18 protein-coding genes are annotated in these 18,302 nt (G+C 63.4%); 2 read left to right on the forward strand and 16 right to left on the reverse strand.

Features of this window, described 5'->3' with window-relative positions; genetic code table 11:
- Nucleotides 1-3: 3 nt before the first annotated feature.
- The 14 genes from LXT12_RS13025 to LXT12_RS13090 are packed head-to-tail and all read right to left on the reverse strand — an operon-like array spanning nt 4 to nt 14,381.
- Nucleotides 4-708: an acylneuraminate cytidylyltransferase family protein gene (locus tag LXT12_RS13025; RefSeq protein WP_233392623.1), complete on the reverse strand. Its 705-nt coding sequence runs from the start codon at nt 706-708 to the stop codon at nt 4-6.
- Complete coding sequence (locus LXT12_RS13030; protein WP_233392624.1) at nt 705-1,754, reverse strand: nucleotidyltransferase family protein; 1,050 nt, start codon at nt 1,752-1,754, stop codon at nt 705-707. Before LXT12_RS13030 ends, LXT12_RS13025 begins: the two co-directional genes overlap by 4 nt.
- Nucleotides 1,754-2,407 (reverse strand): acetyltransferase, encoded by a 654-nt coding sequence (locus tag LXT12_RS13035; protein ID WP_233392625.1) that lies wholly within the window; start codon nt 2,405-2,407, stop codon nt 1,754-1,756. The genes LXT12_RS13030 and LXT12_RS13035 overlap by 1 nt, the downstream gene beginning before the upstream one ends.
- Nucleotides 2,404-3,480 carry an N-acetylneuraminate synthase gene (neuB, locus tag LXT12_RS13040; protein ID WP_233392626.1) on the reverse strand — a complete coding sequence of 359 codons (1,077 nt, stop codon included), beginning with the start codon at nt 3,478-3,480 and terminating at the stop codon, nt 2,404-2,406. The genes LXT12_RS13035 and neuB overlap by 4 nt, the downstream gene beginning before the upstream one ends.
- 11 nt (nt 3,481-3,491) lie before the next feature.
- Entirely contained in the window at nt 3,492-4,655 is a 1,164-nt protein-coding gene (gene neuC, locus LXT12_RS13045) for a UDP-N-acetylglucosamine 2-epimerase (protein WP_233392627.1), read from the reverse strand.
- Nucleotides 4,652-5,818 (reverse strand): LegC family aminotransferase, encoded by a 1,167-nt coding sequence (locus LXT12_RS13050; protein WP_233392628.1) that lies wholly within the window; start codon nt 5,816-5,818, stop codon nt 4,652-4,654. Before LXT12_RS13050 ends, neuC begins: the two co-directional genes overlap by 4 nt.
- Before the next feature lie 14 nt (nt 5,819-5,832).
- Nucleotides 5,833-6,843 (reverse strand): NAD-dependent 4,6-dehydratase LegB, encoded by a 1,011-nt coding sequence (locus LXT12_RS13055; RefSeq protein ID WP_233392629.1) that lies wholly within the window; start codon nt 6,841-6,843, stop codon nt 5,833-5,835.
- Nucleotides 6,840-7,964 (reverse strand): DegT/DnrJ/EryC1/StrS family aminotransferase, encoded by a 1,125-nt coding sequence (locus LXT12_RS13060; protein ID WP_233392630.1) that lies wholly within the window; start codon nt 7,962-7,964, stop codon nt 6,840-6,842. The genes LXT12_RS13055 and LXT12_RS13060 overlap by 4 nt, the downstream gene beginning before the upstream one ends.
- A gap of 7 nt (nt 7,965-7,971) precedes the next feature.
- Nucleotides 7,972-8,445, reverse strand: coding sequence for an acyltransferase (locus LXT12_RS13065; protein ID WP_233392631.1), 474 nt, complete (start codon nt 8,443-8,445; stop codon nt 7,972-7,974).
- A gap of 7 nt (nt 8,446-8,452) precedes the next feature.
- Nucleotides 8,453-9,511, reverse strand: coding sequence for a Gfo/Idh/MocA family protein (locus LXT12_RS13070; RefSeq protein ID WP_233392632.1), 1,059 nt, complete (start codon nt 9,509-9,511; stop codon nt 8,453-8,455).
- Nucleotides 9,508-10,830 (reverse strand): UDP-glucose dehydrogenase family protein, encoded by a 1,323-nt coding sequence (locus LXT12_RS13075; RefSeq protein WP_233392633.1) that lies wholly within the window; start codon nt 10,828-10,830, stop codon nt 9,508-9,510. The genes LXT12_RS13070 and LXT12_RS13075 overlap by 4 nt, the downstream gene beginning before the upstream one ends.
- Nucleotides 10,827-11,219 (reverse strand): MarR family EPS-associated transcriptional regulator, encoded by a 393-nt coding sequence (locus LXT12_RS13080; protein ID WP_233392634.1) that lies wholly within the window; start codon nt 11,217-11,219, stop codon nt 10,827-10,829. The genes LXT12_RS13075 and LXT12_RS13080 overlap by 4 nt, the downstream gene beginning before the upstream one ends.
- A gap of 37 nt (nt 11,220-11,256) precedes the next feature.
- Nucleotides 11,257-12,411 carry a Wzz/FepE/Etk N-terminal domain-containing protein gene (locus LXT12_RS13085; RefSeq protein WP_233392635.1) on the reverse strand — a complete coding sequence of 385 codons (1,155 nt, stop codon included), beginning with the start codon at nt 12,409-12,411 and terminating at the stop codon, nt 11,257-11,259.
- Nucleotides 12,412-12,455: 44 nt separating this feature from the next.
- Entirely contained in the window at nt 12,456-14,381 is a 1,926-nt protein-coding gene (locus LXT12_RS13090; protein WP_233392636.1) for an SLBB domain-containing protein, read from the reverse strand.
- A gap of 33 nt (nt 14,382-14,414) precedes the next feature.
- On the opposite strand from LXT12_RS13090, the gene LXT12_RS13095 reads away from it, so the two are divergent.
- Nucleotides 14,415-15,545, forward strand: coding sequence for an MraY family glycosyltransferase (locus LXT12_RS13095; protein ID WP_349255024.1), 1,131 nt, complete (start codon nt 14,415-14,417; stop codon nt 15,543-15,545).
- Nucleotides 15,546-15,619: 74 nt separating this feature from the next.
- Nucleotides 15,620-17,062, forward strand: a complete 1,443-nt coding sequence (locus LXT12_RS13100) for a DEAD/DEAH box helicase (RefSeq protein WP_233392637.1) — start codon at nt 15,620-15,622, stop codon at nt 17,060-17,062.
- Nucleotides 17,063-17,168: 106 nt separating this feature from the next.
- On the opposite strand, the gene LXT12_RS13105 is transcribed toward LXT12_RS13100, so the two are convergent.
- Both LXT12_RS13105 and LXT12_RS13110 read right to left on the reverse strand, forming a co-directional pair.
- Nucleotides 17,169-17,660 (reverse strand): RNA polymerase sigma factor, encoded by a 492-nt coding sequence (locus tag LXT12_RS13105; protein ID WP_233392638.1) that lies wholly within the window; start codon nt 17,658-17,660, stop codon nt 17,169-17,171.
- Nucleotides 17,657-18,214, reverse strand: coding sequence for a hypothetical protein (locus LXT12_RS13110; protein ID WP_233392639.1), 558 nt, complete (start codon nt 18,212-18,214; stop codon nt 17,657-17,659). The genes LXT12_RS13105 and LXT12_RS13110 overlap by 4 nt, the downstream gene beginning before the upstream one ends.
- Between the last annotated feature and the right edge of the window lie 88 nt (nt 18,215-18,302).

Genomic DNA, 18,302 nt, shown 5'->3' on the forward strand with positions numbered 1-18,302 from the left:
GGTTCAACGTTCTTGCCGATCCCGGGCGAGGATGGCGGATTCCGCGGCGTTCAAATCGGCCGGGGTGTCGATGTCGATGGAGCGACTCTCCGGCATGGGATATCCCACCGTCTCGGGGGAGACAAAACTACGGTGCTTGCGCAGCCAATCGGTGTGCGCGGCGTAAACGGCGCCGTTAAGGCACCAAGCGGCCGGCAGATCCTGGCGACGCAATGACTGATCCTGGCTCGGCTGGGCATACGCAACCATGGCACCGTCGTCGGCCAGGCGGTAGGTGAGGTACGGATGTTCGCGCGCGCGGCGCAGCGACACGCACGAGGGTGCACCGGAAGCTAGCAGGCGCTCAAGGCTGGCGTCGATGTCGGCACCCTCGCGCAATGGGGAGGTCGGTTGGAGCAGCACGACGAGGTCATACGCAGGCAAGCGGTCTAGTGCGTCAAAGACTACGTCCATCGTCGATGCTTCATCGGTGGCCAGTCTGTCAGGCCGTTCGAACGGCACCTCGCATCCGTAATCAGCAGCGACCTTCATGATCGTGGCGTCGTCGGAAGACAGGACGACGCGGTCAACGTAACGCGAATCCCGTGCGGCCTCGATGGTCCAAGCGATCATTGGACGGCCACCTAATGAGACGATGTTCTTGCCCGGGATACCCTTGGATCCGCCGCGAGCGGGAACTAGCGCCAACACGCTTAGTCCGTCGATCATTTGAAGACCTCGTGGAAATCGGTGTTGGCGCGCTCGTAGTCAGCGGGGCGCCCGATGTCTAGCCAATAGCCATCAATGTGGTGGCAACGGGCCCGCATGCCGCGGCGCACCGCCTCGTCGAACAGACTGGGCATGTCATAGAACGTGTCACTCGGCACCAATTCCAACACTGATGGCGACAACACGTACATGCCCGCACTTACAACGAATTGCTGAACTGGCTTTTCCTCGATGCCATGGATCAGCCCATCCTTCTCCTGCACAACGCCGAACGGCACCTGCATCTCATACTTGCGGACACCCATCGTCGCGTCGGCCCCGGCCCCCACATGCCGATCCACCATGCCACCGTAGTCTTCTTTGGTCAGAAGATCGGCATTGGTAACGATGAACGGCCGATCAGGCGGCTCTGGCAGAAGGCTCAGTGCGCCTGCCGTGCCAAGCCGCTTCTGTTCGCGCAGATACCGCACTTCGATGTCAAGCGCGGATCCATCGCCGAAGTGGGCCTCGATTTGCTCGGCCCGATAGTTCACCGCCAGGTAGAAGCGCCGAAACCCTTGCTCCGAGAAGGAGCGCAATATTGTCTCAAGCAGGGGGCGCGAGCCCACATTGAGCATCGGCTTTGGTGTTTCCCGCGTCAGTTCCTTGAGTCGGGAGCCGAGACCTCCGGCCATGACGACGACCCATTCTTCGCGAGCGGGCACGCGCAAGAAGTCGTCGACGATTTCCAGGCCAACGACGACACCATCGTCTTGGACGACCGGCAGTTGATGCAGTCCGAGCCGCTGCATTACGGCTAGGCGCGAGTGGCGGTCGTCCGTCGCTCGGACTGTCCGCGGTTGATGGTTCATCGCTTCGCCAACGCAGTCAGTCAGGGTGAGACCGCGGAGCAGGGCGCGGCGCGCATCACCGTCGCTGAACGTTCCTAGCAGCTTTCCGTCCCCGTCGACCACCAGGGTCATGTGACAACCTAGCGCGTTGATCGTCTCGAGAGCCTGGCGGAGCGTCGTGCCGGGGCCAATGAGAGAGTCTTTCCAGTTTTTCATTACAACGAATTAAAAGGTCGGGCAGGGACGCCGAGAAGCACGCTTGAAGTGCCTGTGCTTCTCACGACGGCAGCCCCTAGGCCGACAAGGCTGCCATCGCCAATCGAGAGACCCTGACGCACGGTGACGCCAGCACCGATATGGCAAAAGCGTCCAATGCTTACGTCGCCGCAGACGACGGCTCCAGGGGCGATGTGGGACCAGTCCCCCACGCACACATCGTGTTCCACGATTGAGCCGGTATTGATGATCACACCGTCGCCGAGCACCGCACCGCATTGGACGACACTGCCCGCCATGATTTGCACACCGTCGCCCAGAGTGGCATACGAGGACAGGGTGGCGCTGGGATGAATGACGCGGGCGAAGCGCCAACCCTGTGCCCGCAACGTTTCCTGGACCTGCTCCCGTACGGAGGGCCTACGGTTGTCGATGCTGCCGATCCCATTGACCAGTTCGACTTCTCGCGGCGAATAGCTTTCGAGAACCTCGTCGCTGCCGAGAATCGGCAAGCCTAGAAGCGCCGTGCCGCGCAGAGCCGCCTTTGCGTCGGTGAATCCGAGCACGGGACGGCCGGATCTTAGGAGGGTGTCGGCTAGCACGCGTGCGTGACCACCAGCACCAATGACGATGACCGGCAGAGCGAGGCTCATGGCGCAATCAGCTCGTCGACTTGGTAGTCGTCCCGCGCGGGACGGTCAGCCAGGAACCAGATGTCCATCGGTGAAATGCCCTCACCTGGACGTTTGTAGGCCAGCTTGTCCAAGGTGAGTTTCTCGCCCCGTTCAATCGGTCTGGCCGCGACGACGCTGCGACGCGCCACCCTACGGTTGTCTAGCTCTTCGCGAGCAGGCCCCTTGATTGCAGTGCCAAGCGCTTGCTCGACGACGCGGATGCTGCGCACTAGCTCCTTCAATTCTTCCGGTTCCAGCGATGCAGCGTGATCCGGACCGGGCATGCTGCGGTCGAGCGTGAAGTGCTTTTCAATCACAGTGGCGCCGCGCGCGACGGCGGCAATGGAGACCTCCAAGCCCAGCGTATGGTCTGAATAACCCACCGGCAGGCCGAAGGCATCTCGCATCGTGTCCATGGCTCGTAGGTGGACCGAACTCGGCGGAGCCGGGTACTGGGTGACACAGTGCAGCAACGTGACATGGTCCCGCAGTGCTTGACGACCCTCTGGACTGCTGTACGCGGCCTGCAACTCAGCGCGCGATGCCGGCGTGCCACTATGCATCAACCCAAAAGCGATTACGGCCAGTGCCTGCTCAATGTCCCCGAGCGTGGACATGCCGGTAGATACGATGAGCTTCTGATGCAGTTGGGCAGCTTGCAAAAGTAGCGGGCCACAGGTGATATCCCCTGATGGGATCTTGATCGCGGGCATGTTCAACTGACCCAGCAAGGCCAAGCTTTCCGCGTCGAAGCCGGTGGACATGAAGGCGATGCCTCGTGTGCGGCAGTGCTCCAATAAGGCCTCGTGATCCTCGTGTGGGAGCTCAAGTCGACGCAGCATCGCGAGCTGTCCGCCGTCCTCCTGCGTATTGTCGATCTGGTATTGCGCCTTGCGCGCCGAGGCCGTGACGAGGTTCTCAGCCTTGAAGGTCTGGAACTTCACGGCGTCCGCGCCCGCCTCGGCGGCGACGTCCACGAGTCGCCGTGCCAAGTCCAGCGACCCGTTGTGATTGACGCCAGCCTCGGCGATGAAGAAGACGGAATGGCTCACGGTGCGCCCTCTCAAGTCGGGGAAATCAGGTGGAACTGCTTCTTCAGCAGCGCTTGGCCCAATGGCACATCGAGCAGCGCCTGCACGATACGTCCGGATGACCGACCATCGCCATATGGGTTCACGACGCCGGCGCAGTTGAGCTGCCACGCGCTTTCCAGCGCTGCGGCGATGCTGTCCGCGCGCGGCTCGCATTGCAGCACTGAGGTCGCTGCCAACCGGCCGCGCTGTCGATCACCGATATTGACGGTGGGGCGCTGGAACGACGGAGCTTCGTACAGACCGCTCGAGGAATTGCCCACGACTATGTCCACCATGGACATCAGGCTCAGATAGCGGAGCTGGCCCAGGGAGGTGTAGACGTGCACGTTGGCCCTCCCTGCCGCCCAGGCCTGGAGATCGGCCGCCAGCGCGCGTCCTCCAGTATCTGCGTTGGGCAACGTGAACCAGCACACTGTGTCGCCATCCAACCCCGCCAGGACCGACAACAGTTCCTGTTGCTGGCGCAGCCCTTCTCCCGCTTCTAGTGTGACAGGATGGAAGGTGATCAGCAGGTTGCGGCGAGCCAACGGGGCGCCCAGCGAAGCTTCGAGCGCCGCCCTGTCCAGCAGTGAACGCCTGCGCAAATGATCCAAGCCAGGGCTGCCGACCACCAGCACACGTTCCGGTGCTTCCCCCATCTGCCGTACACGGCACGCTGAGGATTCTGTCGTCACTAAGTGCAGGTGCGACATTTTGGTGATCGCATGGCGAATCGCCTCGTCGAACGCCCCTTCGGTCGTGTCGCCGCCAGCGATGTGCGCGATCGGGATGTTGTGGATCATGGCCGCTTGGGCCGCAGCCAAGATCTCGAACCGGTCGCCGAGTACCAGCATCATGTCCGGCGCCAGTTGGGCGAGTGCATCGGACATGCCTATGACGCCCAGTGCAACTGACTTGGCCGTGCTGCTTGGCGTGTCGCCGGACAGCAGCATGTCCACTCGGCGCGCAATCGGGAAGCCGTCACGTTCGATCTCGCGAACCGTCAGGCCGAACTCGGGCGCCAAGTGCATCCCGGTCACGATCAACTGCAGCTCTACGCCAGGATGGGCCTGCAGATCCTTCAGCACCCAAAAAAGCAGGCCGTACTCCGCGCGGCTGCCTGTGACGACTGCGATCTTGCGACGAGCGCTCACACCACCCCCGCAATCAGCTGCGGGCTGCTTGGCACGTTGATGATGCGCCTAGCGAGGTCGTCCGCGACGGGTGTGGTCATGCGTTCGCATGCGCCGTACATCGGGAGCGTATACAGCAATTCCCAGACTGGCCGTGTCATCTGCCCGGCAGCGTTGGTGACGGCAAGGATCTCGTCGCGCTGCGACGCCACCTCGGGCGCGAGGAGCAACGTTTGCAGCCAGTAATTCACCTTCGTGCCGGTTCGCTCAAGGAACAGGGAGACCTCCGGAACGTCTCGGAAAGCTTCGGCATAGCGCAAGGCGAGGAGGCGCTTAGCTTCCAGGAAGCTGCCGATGCGTTCGAGTTGCGCGCAGCCCATTGCAGCATTCAGATTGGGCATGCGGAAGTTGTAGGCTACCTCATCGTGGAAGAACGCCCAGGCATGCGGCTGCTTGGCTGTCGTCGTCAGATGCTTGGCGCGCTTGGCCAGCACAGCATCGTTGGTGATGATCGCTCCGCCACCGCCGGTAGTGACGATCTTATTGCCGTTGAAGCTGAGCATCGCGCAGCGGCCGAACGTGCCAGTGTGGCGGTCACCAATCCAGCTACCGAGCGATTCAGCGGCATCCTCTACGACTTCCAGGCGGTGACGTTCCGCCAGTGACATCAGCGCAGGCATGTCTACCGGATGACCGAAGGTATGCATCGGCACGACGGCAGCGATGCGCCGGCCAGTGCGGCGGTTATAGCAACCGTCGACACGAATCTCTCCCACCTCTCGCAGGTAGGCGTCGAGCTTGCTCACGTCCATGCCCAAGCTGCGGATGTCGCTATCCACGAAGTGAGGCCAGGCGCCGCAGTGACGCACCGCGTTCGCGGTCGCCACGAACGACAGTGCGGGCACCAGCACCTCGTCGTCGCGTCTGACGCCGACCAACTCCAGCATCACCTGGAGGCCGGACGTCCCATTACTGACAACCACGGCATGTGCTGCGCCGGTGTAAGCGGCGAGCTCGCGCTCGAAGCGGTTGACGTACTCACCGACGGACGATACCCAGCCCGTCTCGATGCACTCCGTCACATACTTCAACTCGTTGCCTCCGAAGGTCGGCTCGTGGAGCGAGACCTTCGGCAATTGGGTGACGCGCTGGATGCGATCAAGGACGGTGGCGGCGATGGACATGCGCGGTCTTACGTTCAGATGTTGTAGACGCCGGCCTTGTAACGGCGCAGGTTCTCGGGCTGGGTGAACCAGTTGATGGTCTCTCCCAAGCCGCGCTTGAGGCCCTCGACACCCGGATACTCCGGAGTCCAGCCCGTCAGTTCACGGGCCTTCGCGTTCGCGGCCCACAAGCGTTCTACCTCGCTGCCCGTCGGACGGATCCGCTGCTCGTCGCTGATGAACTCGACCTTTTGACCCATCAGTTCAGCGATCAATGCCGCAGTCTCCCCGATGGAGACCTCGTAGTTGCTTCCGATATTCACGACCTGGCCCACAGCGGCGTCACACTGAGCCAGGGCCAAGAAGCCGCGCACCGTGTCTTGCACGTAATTGAAGTCACGTGTCGGATGCAGGGCGCCAAGCTTGAGCTGGCGTGCGCCAGCGGCGATCTGCGTGATGATTGTTGGAATCACAGCGCGAGCGGACTGGCGCGGTCCATAGGTGTTGAACGGCCGGATGGTTGTCACCGGCGTTCCGAACGAATGGAAGAAGCTCTGTGCAATCTGGTCCGCGCCGATCTTGCTGGCCGAGTAGGGCGATTGACCCTGCAGCGGATGTTCTTCGGTGATCGGCACGAAGCGGGCGGTGCCGTACACCTCACTCGTGGAGGTATGGACGACCCGCTCGACACCCAGGTCGCGGGCGGCCTGCACGATGTTCAGCGTGCCCTTGACGTTGGTATCGACGTAGGTGTCAGGCGAGTGGTATGAGTAAGGAATTGCGATCAGCGCGGCCAAGTGCAACACCACGTCGCAGCCCTTCATTGCGGCCCGCACGCCATTAGGGTCGCGCACGTCGCCGGCGAAAACATCCAGCGATTTGCGAACATCCTCGCTGGATTCGTCCAGCCAACCCCAGGAGTTGAAGCTGTTGTAGTAGACGAACGCGCGGACGTCGATACCCTGGCGGACCAGACACTCTGTCAAATGGGAGCCGATGAAGCCATCGGCGCCGGTAACCAGGACCTTCTTACCTGCGAGCTTCATGCGCCGGCCCCGTCAAAGCTGCGGATGGCATCGACCACGGCGTCAATGTGCGCCTCGGTCATTTCGGGAAAGATGGGCAGCGACAGAATGCGGCTCTGGTCGTGATGCGCGTTCGGGAAGTCCGACGCCTGGTGGCCCATTGGCGCGTAGCAAGGCAGGAAGGGCAAGGCCACTGGGTAGTTGATAACCGTCTGGATTCCCTTGGACTTCAGGTGTGCGGCCAGAGCGTCGCGCTGTTCGTGACGGATGACGTACAGGTGCCACACTGGCTCACGTCCTTCGGCGACTGCAGGAACGCTGACGGACGATAGGCCGCTTAGGCGTTCTGTGTAGACCCTTGCCCATTTCCGACGCGCTTCAGTCCACTGCGGGAGGTGGGGCAGCTTGACCGACAGGACAGCCGCCTGCAACCCATCCAGACGACTGTTGATACCTTCGATCTGATGGTCACCTTTGGTCAGGCCGCCATGGCGGGCAAACATGGCCATGCGCTTGGCCAGATCGGGATCGTTCGTCGTCACCGCGCCGGCGTCGCCCATCGCGCCGAGGTTCTTGCCGGGGTAGAACGAGAACGAAGCGGCGTTGCCGAATGTGCCGACCAGTTGGCCTTTGTAGCGTGCGAGATGCGCCTGAGCGCAGTCCTCAAGCACCCACAGCCCATGCTGGCGCGCGAGAGCCATGATCGGGTCCATGTCGGCGGGCTGGCCGTACAGGTGGACTGGAATGATGCCGACTGTGCGCGGAGTGATCAATGCGGCGATCTTGGAGGGGTCGATTGTGTGCGTTAGGGGGTCTGTGTCGCAGAACACCACCTTGCCACCTACCTGCGTGATCGTCTCAGTCGTTGAGATCCAGCTGTGCGCGGGTGCAATTACCTCATCGCCTGGCTTTACGCCAAGCGCGTGCATCGCGATGTAAAGCGAATCCGTGCCATTCGCGCAGGACACGCAATGCTTGGCATTCATCATGTCGGCGAACGCTGCTTCGAACTTCTCAACGTAGGGGCCGCGAATGAAAGCCGACGTGCGGATCACGTCGGCGATTGCGGCGTCGATATCGTCTTTGATCGTCAGATACTGAGCGTGCAGATCGGCGAAAGGCACTTGGACAGTGTTGGCCATGTCGGTCTCAATCCTTCTCGGGCTTGGCGCGCAGCATGCGCGCAGGGTTTCCGGCGTAGAAACCGGGTTCAGTGATATCTCGGGTCACCACGGCTCCAGCGCCGATGACGACGTCATCGCAGATCCGGACGGGCATGATCGTTGCGTTGGAGCCGATGGAGACGCGATCTCCGATCTGAGTCGATTTCCAAAGCTCCCGCCGACCTCGCGCCGGACCGCCGATCGAGAACACGTCATTGATGAACATGACGCCGTGAGCGACGACGCAGTCTGAGCCGATAGAGACGAGTTCGCAGACGAAGCTGTGAGACTGGATGCGAGTACGCGCGCCGATCGTCACGCCCTTTTGGATTTCGGTGAAAGGGCCAACAAAGCAGTTATCGCCGAGCGTGCACTCATAGACGTTCGCTGGCTCAACGATCTTTACACCTTCGCCGCAGCGAACCTCCCGGATCGAGGTCTGCAGGACCGTGGGCGCCATGCTCATCTCAAGCGCGCCCGAGACGGCTGTGCTCAGTCTTGAGCGGCAGCTTTACTTCAAGTCCACTGGCCATCGATTCGTACAGCGCTGCGACCAATTCCAGGGCGGTGCGTCCCTCGTGGCCGTCCACCAGTGCCTCTTCGCGGCCCTCCAGTACTGCGACCACGTGTTCGTAATAGGCTTGATGCCCGAACCCGTAGACGTTGGGCGGATTAACCGAGAACCGCTCCATCACCTCAACGTCTTCAGCGCGCGATTCGACGAAATTCCAATGACGGATCTTGTTGACGGCGAAGCCGCCAATCTCGACCGTACCGCCAGACCCCAGCACCGACAGAGAGCCTTCCAGATCTTTGGGGCGCGTGGCGTTGGTGGCTTCGATGACGCCCACCGCACCACTGCGGAATTTGACGGTGGCGACTGCGGTGTCTTCCGCTTCGATGTTCACCAAGGCGCGCACGCCGCGAGCGTGAATGCTCTCCACCGGACCCATGAACCAACCCAGCATGTCGACGTGGTGGCTCGCTTGGTTGGCGATCACGCCGCCGTCTTGGGCCCAAGTGCCACGCCATGCATCTTGGGCGTAGTAACTTTGATCGCGGCACCAGCGCACGCGCACGGTGCCCAGCACCAGCTGGCCGAAGCGGCCGGCGTCGAGCGCCTCGCGGGCCTTGACCACCGGAACATTGAAGCGGTTCTGCTTGACGACAAGCAGCCGAACATTGTTTCGGTCGGCGGCTGCGATCATCGCGTCGGCGTCGTCCAGGCGCAGCGCCATGGGCTTTTCGACGACGACATGCTTTCCGGCGTTGGCGACCATGATGGCGTGCTCGGCATGCATTCCGCTCGGTGTCAGCACGGCAACGGCGTCGATACCGGGCGCGGCCAGCATTTCGGTGATGCTGGTGAAGCCCGGCACGCCGAACCGCTCGGCGAACGCCCTCGCGCGAGTTGGGTCGATATCGCAAACAGCTGCGAGCCGTGCGCCGCCGATCTGGCCGGTCCCAAGCAACTCAGCGTGGCGCTTGGCGATGCGGCCGCAGCCGATGATGGCGAAATTGATCATGGTCTTCCAATGCAGAGATATGTGAGGCCGGCCGCGCGTGCCTGCCGAGGGTCAAGGATGTTCCGGCCGTCGACGACGACGCGCAGCCGCAGCGCGGCAACCAGTTTTTCCAGGCTGGTGCTCCTGAACTCTTTCCACTCGGTGACGATTAGCAGCGCGTCGGCTCCCTCAAGGGCCATGTCGGCCGATGCGGCGAAGCGCAGTCGCTCGGAGGGCGGAAGGATGCGGGCTGCGTTCTCTGCCGCGATGGGGTCGTACGCCACGACGGAAGCGCTGCGCGCCAGCAACTCCGAGACCACCACCAAGCTGGGTGCCGCGCGCATATCGTCGGTATCCGGCTTGAATGCCAGGCCCCACACGGCGATCGTCAGGCCAGCCAGGTTGCCACACTGCTCCGCAAGTTTCTCGACCAGTACGCGCTTCTGGCGTTCATTGGCGGCTTCAGCAGCCGCCAGGATGCGCATGGGCTCGCCATGTTGTTGGCCGGTGTGCAGCAGGGCTTGCACGTCCTTCGGAAAGCAGGAGCCCCCGTATCCACAGCCAGCGTAGAGGAAGTGCGTGCCGATGCGAGGATCTGATCCGATACCGCGACGCACATGGTCGATGTCCGCGTTCACGCGATCGGCCAACAACGCCAGCTCATTCATGAAACTGATGCGGGTGGCGAGCATGGCGTTGGCAGCGTACTTCGTCAGTTCGGCTGAGCGGGTGTCCATCTCGATGACCTTGGGATGGTTACGCTCGAAGGGGGCGTACAGGGCGCGCAGCAGATCCATGCCCCACCGTTCGTCGCCGCCTATGACGATGCGATCGGGTCGCATAAAGTCTTCGATCGCGGCGCCCTCCTTGAGGAACTCTGGATTCGACATCACGCAGAAGCGAAGATCACCCGCGCCGCGGGCGTCGAGCGCCGCTTTCACCGCATTTCGCACCAAGTCGGCCGTCCCGACCGGGACCGTGCTCTTATTGACGATCACTTGATCGCCCCGCAGGTGACCGCCGATGCCCCCTGCAGCGGACAGGACATGCTGCAGGTCCGCCGAGCCATCCTCGCCTGGCGGTGTACCAACGGCGATGAAGAGCAAATCGCCATGCGCGACCGCCGATGCGGTGTCGGCCGTGAACCGCAGCCGCCCGGCACGAGCATTGCGTTGGATCAGTTCCTTGAGCCCTGGTTCGTAGATGGGCACGCCACCCGATTCGAGCAACTCGATCTTGCGCGTGTCGATGTCCAGGCAAACCACGTCGTTGCCGACGTCTGCCAAGCAGGCGCCGGTGACAAGGCCGACATAGCCCGACCCGATGACGGTTACTTTCACTTTTGTTCTTCTCTCTCTGGTGCAGGCGGGATATCGAGTTCGTGTTTCAACTCTGCGATCACCTGTTGAAGACGCTCGAATTCAAGTTCCTTGCGCTGGATGAAAGCGCGAGTGAGGCGCACTTTCTCTGATAGGCCGCTGGGCGTGAGTACGTACGCATAGGCCAACTTGTTGTCGCTGCGTCGAAAGTTTCGTACCTTGACGAATCCCTTTTCGAGCAAGGCCTTAAGCAGGTAATTCGTGCGCCCGACGCTGATCCCCAGTGCTGACGCAACCTGTCGCTGGGAACTCTCCGGATCAGATGCTAGAAGCCGCAACGCCGCGAGTTGCGCGGCGTCGCTGGAACTTGCAGCTAGGTGCTGGTTCTCGTCGGGGGTGCGTTCAGGCATTGAACGAAGTGTACGCGAAAGCGTCACTCCCAGTTCATCACCCCACTCTTCGGCGCATTCCAGCAGCTTGGCGCAGGCGTTGCAGCCGCGGGCCGATGTGCGGATCGCGCAGGCCCGCGCGCCACCAGTGGGCGACCACAACGCCAGTGAGCATGATGACCAAAGCGGCCAGGGCCACCGAAATCGCAAGCGCGCCTCGCTTGGGCTTGCTCTTGTACTCAGGTACTCCTGCGGGATCGACGACCTGAATCGAGGAGCCCTCACGGCTCTCGTCCAGTCTTGCCATCTCGAACTGCTTCGAAAACGCCTCGAAAAGACCCTCCTGGTACTTGTACTCTCGATAGGCCGCCACGTAGCCCGTGTCGCTGCGACCGCCATCGGACGTGCTCTCGAGCTTTCCAGCCTGGATGCGCAAGGCCGAGAGCATCGTCAGCTGTTGCTGGACCTCTGGGGAGTTTTCCGCGAATGCCCGGCGCAAGGTCTGCAACCGGATCTCGGCAGATGTGATTTCTGCCCGTATGCGGGCATAGGCTTCAGCCGCAGAGCGCGGCTCGGCCTTTAGCGCGCCGGCATCGAAGCCGCTACGCTGCAACGCTTCTTGAGCCGATTGCAAGGCGGCGCGCGTTTGCTTCAGTTTGCCTTCATAGAAGGCACGGCGTTCTTGAGCTTCGCTGAGTACCAGTTCCGAACTCAGCCTGCGGAGTTCCGCGACGTAATAGTTGGCAATGTCAGCGGCGAGTTGCGGCGATTGAGCGTCGACCTCAATCGTGATCAGCCCGTCTTTCTTGCCCAACGACACCCGAGTGTTTTTCGCTAAAGTGGCCCTTGCACCGAAGCGGTAGCGCGCTTCATAAACTTTCATGAGATCGAATTTGTCGACGATCCGATCGGCGATATTGTCGCTCTGCAGCAATGAAACGTATTGTTCCGCTGGGGACTTTGCAACCGCACCGCCCGTGAGACTCGAGAGTGCGCCCAGTGAGGCTGCCAACGAGCTGGTTGCGCTTTGCTGCTGGGGCGGAATGAACGTGGTTCGCGCCGTGAACGTAAGGGGTATTAGATAGCTTGCGCCGAGCGCGGCGGCACCTGCCAGGATCGTGACGATCGCAATCAGCCCTTTGCGCGAGAGCCATATCATCAATACTTCGATGAAATCGATAGCGTTCGTCTTTTCTGAGGCATCCTCATTCATCTGGATTGAGTTGGATCGTTGATTCACGTTGATTCGCAGCTGGCTTAATTCTTAAGCGTCTTCAAAGCAGCCGCACCCAGACCAAACTGATAAAGGATCTGCGTCCAGTCCTTAGCTTCCTGCATGAAGGTGGTCTTGTTCAGTTCTTCTGGCACAAACACGGTATCACCCGGCAACGCGGCCAAGTTGGACAACGTATTCCCGCCCAACCAGCCGCTGCTGGATTGCCGGGCGCTGACGACGCTGCCGTTGGCCCGAAGCACGAACATGCTGGCCGTATCGGCGCCACGGGTGGGGCCGCCAGCCAGCTTGACGATGTCCTCGATCGAGTCGCCTGACTTGAGCAGGTAGCTGCCACCGTTGAAGACGCTGCCGAACACGCCGACGGTATTGGGGCGAGCCGGGATATAGAGCCTGTCCCCGTCTTCGACCGCGAGCGCGGGCACTTCGCGGGAAGAGTCGGTCACGTCCAGCACGACGCGTCCCGTCGGACGCACCGCCCGTAGGCGCTCGATCAGTCGGGTCGTCCCAGCCTGTTTCTGCACTATGGCGGCGGCGTCCTCTGCGTTGCTGACTCTCTGGGTCGAGGTGTTGCGGGTGAAGTCCGTCTCCAGATCCCGCAGTGCTCGGTCGTACTGCACTTCCTGCACCTTGCGCACGCTTTCGCGAGACAGATCAGTACCGAACAAATAGGCCTGAGCGGTGAGTCCACCGGCGGCCTGCACGGCATCCACCAGCGTACTCGTCGGTGGCACCACATAGTCACCCGGCCGCACTACTTCACCCTCGATGCGGATCCGCTTGTACTGCTTGGCTTGCGGCAGCACCGCGGCCACACTGTTGAAGGCGCGAACGACGTCGCCGTTGTTCATGCGCTGGCCGCCGTCCCGGGGCAAGGCCAACTCGACGACGCGACGGTCGTTGCGCTCGCTCAGACGTTCGACGGCGACGCGGCTCATGTCCGCCACAGTCGACAAGCCGCCGACGAAGCTGATCGCGTCGTTCACCGTCTCATTGCCCTTGAGTTCCACGATGGCCGGCCGGTTCACGCTGCCGATCAAAGCGACCTGGGCGCCGATGGGACCGATGTAGAGGACATCGTCGGCCTGCAGCGGCAGGTCGCCCTTCTTGTCGCCCTTCACCAGCAGGTCGTAGAGATCGAACTGACCAACGGCCTTGCCGCTGCGACGCAGTTCGATGTTGCGGAAGCTCCCGGCTGCGGAAGGTCCACCCGCCTGCACCAGGCCCGTCATGACGGTGGCCAGGCTGCTGACGCTGTAGGCGCCGGGGCGAGCCACGAAACCGGTCACGTAGTAACGGATGCTGCGCAGGCGGCCGAGCGTGGCGCTCAGCTGGAAGTTCTTGAAGACCTGGCCGACGCGGCGCGTCAGCAGGTCGTTCAGGTCCGCGTGACGCACGCCGGCGACGACGACCGGGCCCACGCGGGGAATGACGATGCGGCCGGCGCGGTCTACGGTCAGCCGCAAATCGGCGTCCACCGAGCCCCAGATGGTCAGCTGGATCTCGTCGCCCAGGCCGACGACGTAGTCGGGCGGCACCTGGCGGTTGGCCTCGATGGAGGCGATGCTGCGGCTGGGCAGCATCAGGTCGCTGCCCAGGCGCTGGATGGGCATGCCGGCCAGTTCGCTGGCGTAGGCCTCGAATTCGCTCGGAGCCGGCGGCTTGGGCAACCCACCGCGCTGCCGGCCGTCGAGCAGGCTGTCTTCGCCCGCGGTGGAGCGGCTCGACTCATCGGTCGTGGACGGCCCACGCGCCGGATTGGCGCCCAGACGCACAGGACCCGTCGTCTGGTTGTCGGTATCCGTCGCGGGATCAATGGCGGCGGCCGAAGCGGGTGCGGCGCCTGCGAACAAGGCGGCCGCCAGGAGAGCGGTGAGAGGATGCCAGCGCAAGGGGATTACCAGTCGGTTGATCGGCATGACGGTGCGCCTGCCAAACAGGCGCGCCATGTGAAATGGTGGGCGATTCTAGAGGCCTCGCCGTTGGCGAAGGCCGACGGGTGCCTCGGTAAACTGGAGCCGATGTTGTATTTGCTCGTGTCCTTCTTCGTGGCGGCCGTGGTGACCCTGATGGTCATCCACTCCTCTCGCAGCCATGCGCATCTTTCGGCCGATGCCGACCTTTCCGGCCCGCAGAAGTTCCACGCCACCCCGGTCCCGCGCATCGGCGGAACGGGAATGTTCACCGGCCTGGTCTGTTGTGTCGGCGTCGCGGCCCTGACACACCGCCCGGATTGGAAGCTGGGGGCGCTTCTGCTGGTGTGCGGCCTGCCGGCCTTCGGCGCTGGTCTGGTCGAAGACTTCACCAAGCGCGTTTCGCCGGGTAAGCGTCTGCTGGCCACCGCGATCTCGGCGGGCCTGGGCATCTGGCTGCTCGGCGCGACCATCACCAAGACCGACGTCCCGGGCCTGGATCTCCTCGTCTCCACCGCCGTCGGTGCGTGGATCGCCACCGTTTTCACCGTCGCCGGCGTCGCCAACTCCGTCAACATCATCGACGGGTTCAACGGCCTGTCGTCGATGTGCGTGAGCCTGATGCTGCTCGTCTTCGCCTATGTGGCCTACCAGGTCGGCGACCTGCCGCTGACGCTGTGGGCGTTGGCGGGCGTCGGTGCGGCGCTCGGCTTCTTCGTCTGGAACTTCCCGGCGGGCCTCATCTTCCTGGGCGACGGAGGGGCCTACTTCCTCGGCTTCTACCTCGCCGAGATCGGCATCCTGCTGATCGCCCGAAACCCCGACGTGTCGCCGCTCTTCCCGCTGATGGTCTGCATCTACCCGGTGTTCGAGACGGTGTTCTCCATCTACCGGCGCAAGGTCGTGCGGTCCGTGCCGCCCGGGCTGCCGGACGGCATCCACCTGCATTCGCTGATCTACCGCCGCCTCATGCGCTGGGCCATCGGTGCGCGCGACGCGCGGCAGATGACGCGGCGCAATTCGATGACTGCACCCTATCTGTGGATGCTGTGCATCACCTCCCTGTTGCCGGCCCTGGCCTTCTGGGACTCCACCCCGATGATCGCCGCCTGCATGCTGCTCTTCGGGCTGACCTATGTGGCGCTGTACCGCCGCATCGTGCGCTTCAAGACGCCTAAATGGCTGGTCGTGACGCGCTGAAACGCCTGGAAATGCCCACCCGGCGATAATCGCCGGCTATGAGCGAAAACGCTTCCCCGTCCGTTCCGCCGGTTATGGCGGACATCGAACCGGCGCCGCCGGCCCGTTTCGACACCCTTCCTCTCGATGCCAAGCTGCTCCGTGCGGTCGCCGATTCCGGCTACCTCACGATGACGCCCATCCAGGCCAAGGCCATCCCCATCGTGCTTCAAGGGCGCGACGTCATGGGCGCCGCCCAGACCGGCACGGGCAAGACGGCTGCCTTTTCCATCCCGCTGCTGCAGCGCATGCTCAAGCACGAGAACCCGAGCGTCTCACCGGCCCGCCATCCGGTGAGGGCCCTCGTGCTGGCGCCGACGCGCGAGCTGGCCGACCAGGTGGCCGACAACGTCAAGAAGTACGCCAAGCACACCCAGCTGCGCTCGGTCGTCGTGTTCGGCGGCGTCGACATGAAGCCCCAGACCGCCGCCCTCAAGGCCGGCGTCGAGGTGCTGATCGCCACGCCGGGCCGGCTGCTGGACCACATCGAGGCCAAGAACTGCGTGCTCAACCAGGTCGAGTACGTCGTGCTCGACGAGGCCGACCGCATGCTGGACATCGGCTTCCTGCCAGACCTGCAGCGCATCCTGAGCTTCCTGCCCAAGGCGCGCCAGACCCTGCTGTTCTCGGCCACCTTCTCGCCTGAGATCAAGCGCCTGGCCCAGAGCTATCTGCAGGACCCCATCCTCGTCGAGACGGCCCGTCCCAACCAGACGGCCTCCACCGTCGAGCAGCGCTTCTACGGCGTGGACGACGACGACAAGCGCGCCGTCATCCGCCAGATCCTCAAGGACCGCGCCATCCGCCAGGCCATCGTCTTCGGCAACTCCAAGCTGGGCGTTGCCCGTCTGGCGCGTTCCTTCGAGCGCGACGGCCTGCGCACGGCGGCCCTGCACGGTGACAAGTCCCAGGACGAACGCCTCAAGTCACTCGACGCGTTCAAGCGGGGCGAGGTGGACTTGCTCGTCGCCACCGACGTGGCCGCCCGGGGCCTGGACATCGCCGACCTGCCGGCCGTCTTCAATTTCGACGTGCCCTTCAACGCCGAGGATTACGTCCACCGCATCGGTCGCACCGGCCGCGCCGGCGCCTCGGGCCTCGCGGTGACGCTGGTGACCAAGTCCGACGCCCGCCTCGTGGCCGACATCGAGAAGCTCATCAAGCGCAAGATCGAGCTGGACAGCTTCGAGCTGGACAACGACCGCCCCCGCTTCGAGCGCCGCCGTCGCGAGGAGTCGCCCGAACGCGAGGACCGGCCGCAGCGTGCGACCAGCCCGGCGCTGCGCGCGCCCGTCGCCTCCGCCGACCCCTTCTTCGACAAGCCCTACGAAGCCAGCTCGCGCGACGAGCCGCCCGCCTGGGAAAAGGCCAAGGCCGCAGCTCCCGCCGCCAAGGGCCTGTCCAGCTACATCAAGCCCAAGAAGCAGGTCGCGGCGCTGTTCGGCGGCGGCAAGAAGCCGGCGCCCGCCGAGAGCTAAGCCCGCGGCGAAGACCGCGGGGACGCGGTCGGGCAGGGCGGCGCCTTTCATGCTCCGTTCGGAGGGAGTGCCTGGGGCGGCAGTGACATGCTCCGTCGGAGGGTAGCTACCACTCCTCCATCCACGCCGTGAGCTCGAGCGTGGCCTTGGCGATTCGCTTGTGGACGGCGCTGACGCTGATGCCGTGAGCTCGGGCGATCTCGCTGTAGGGCAGGCCGTCGACCCGGTGCGACAGGAAGACGCTGCGCGTGGTCTCGCTCAGGCGGCTGAGGCCAACGCTCAGCCGCGCAAGGCGTTCCTTTGCCAGCACGATCGCCTCGGCTGTGGGCGCCAGGTCGATGAGCACGATTTCCTCTGCGAGAACCTCGTCTCCCCGCGTCACCTGCGCCCGGTGGGCGTCGATTGACAGGTTGAGCGCCGTGCGCATCAGGAAGGCCTCGGGCCGCTCGACAGCCTGCTCCTGCTCATAGCCGGCGAGCCGGACCCACGCCTCCTGCACGAGATCATCGGCATCCTGCTCGCTGCGCCCCCGGCGCATCAGCGCGCCGCGCACGCGCGCGAGGATCTCGCGCCAGTGCTTGGCGAGGTGCTCGGTCATGTCGCGTACAAGCGCCGATCAGCTTTTTCAAGCGCCTGCGCGAGGAAGGCGGCGGCAGCGACCTCGTCCTCGAAGGGCGCCCGACGCCGGATCGCACGTGTGATGCTCTTGTGCAGGCGCTCTGCCGTTGTGGCGGCCGACTGAAGCACCACCCGTCGCTGACGGCCGCTGTCGGCTCCGGTGCGTAGGCGCAGGGCGTTGACACCGTCCGCGGCCGCGGACCATTGGACCGTGGGGTGCAGAGACGCGAAGTCGGCGACGCGTTCGGCGGCGATCGCCGTGATTTGCTCGATTCCCCGCTTATGCAGGTCGTGCGCAACCTCGGCGAGGGGGGTCTGATCCGACCAGGCGCCAAGGATTTCGTATTGGTCCTGCTCGAACAGTCCGACCGCCCAAAGCCAGCGAGCCTGTTCCACAGTGTCGCTATGGCGAATGGGCAGGTTCAGGACCTTGAACTCGGCGAACGCGTAGCGGCAACAGAGTGGTCTGCTGAGCCAGTCTGAGACTGGCGCGAATCGAGCGTGCGACAGGACCGTCGGCAGTTGAATGGCCATGGAAGATCTCCCATCAGCTCCGACATCTGCGGGGATGTCGGTGCAATCTGTTGACTGACGAGCCAACGATTCAGATTCTGGCGCAGGG

It is taken from the genome of Pelomonas caseinilytica (assembly GCF_021353235.1).
Lineage (GTDB): Bacteria > Pseudomonadota > Gammaproteobacteria > Burkholderiales > Burkholderiaceae_C > Pelomonas > Pelomonas caseinilytica.

Excerpts from the sequence above, each read along its gene's own strand:
- LXT12_RS13025 (WP_233392623.1), bottom strand. The coding sequence starts at position 708 with ATGATCGACGGACTAAGCGTGTTGGCGCTAGTTCCCGCTCGCGGCGGA.
- LXT12_RS13030 (WP_233392624.1), bottom strand. The coding sequence starts at position 1,754 with ATGAAAAACTGGAAAGACTCTCTCATTGGCCCCGGCACGACGCTCCGC.
- LXT12_RS13035 (WP_233392625.1), bottom strand. The coding sequence starts at position 2,407 with ATGAGCCTCGCTCTGCCGGTCATCGTCATTGGTGCTGGTGGTCACGCA.
- LXT12_RS13050 (WP_233392628.1), bottom strand. The coding sequence starts at position 5,818 with ATGTCCATCGCCGCCACCGTCCTTGATCGCATCCAGCGCGTCACCCAA.
- LXT12_RS13055 (WP_233392629.1), bottom strand. The coding sequence starts at position 6,843 with ATGAAGCTCGCAGGTAAGAAGGTCCTGGTTACCGGCGCCGATGGCTTC.
- LXT12_RS13060 (WP_233392630.1), bottom strand. The coding sequence starts at position 7,964 with ATGGCCAACACTGTCCAAGTGCCTTTCGCCGATCTGCACGCTCAGTAT.
- LXT12_RS13065 (WP_233392631.1), bottom strand. The coding sequence starts at position 8,445 with ATGGCGCCCACGGTCCTGCAGACCTCGATCCGGGAGGTTCGCTGCGGC.
- LXT12_RS13070 (WP_233392632.1), bottom strand. The coding sequence starts at position 9,511 with ATGATCAATTTCGCCATCATCGGCTGCGGCCGCATCGCCAAGCGCCAC.
- LXT12_RS13080 (WP_233392634.1), bottom strand. The coding sequence starts at position 11,219 with ATGCCTGAACGCACCCCCGACGAGAACCAGCACCTAGCTGCAAGTTCC.
- LXT12_RS13085 (WP_233392635.1), bottom strand. The coding sequence starts at position 12,411 with ATGAATGAGGATGCCTCAGAAAAGACGAACGCTATCGATTTCATCGAA.
- LXT12_RS13090 (WP_233392636.1), bottom strand. The coding sequence starts at position 14,381 with ATGGCGCGCCTGTTTGGCAGGCGCACCGTCATGCCGATCAACCGACTG.
- LXT12_RS13100 (WP_233392637.1), top strand. The coding sequence starts at position 15,620 with ATGGCGGACATCGAACCGGCGCCGCCGGCCCGTTTCGACACCCTTCCT.
- LXT12_RS13105 (WP_233392638.1), bottom strand. The coding sequence starts at position 17,660 with ATGACCGAGCACCTCGCCAAGCACTGGCGCGAGATCCTCGCGCGCGTG.
- LXT12_RS13110 (WP_233392639.1), bottom strand. The coding sequence starts at position 18,214 with ATGGCCATTCAACTGCCGACGGTCCTGTCGCACGCTCGATTCGCGCCA.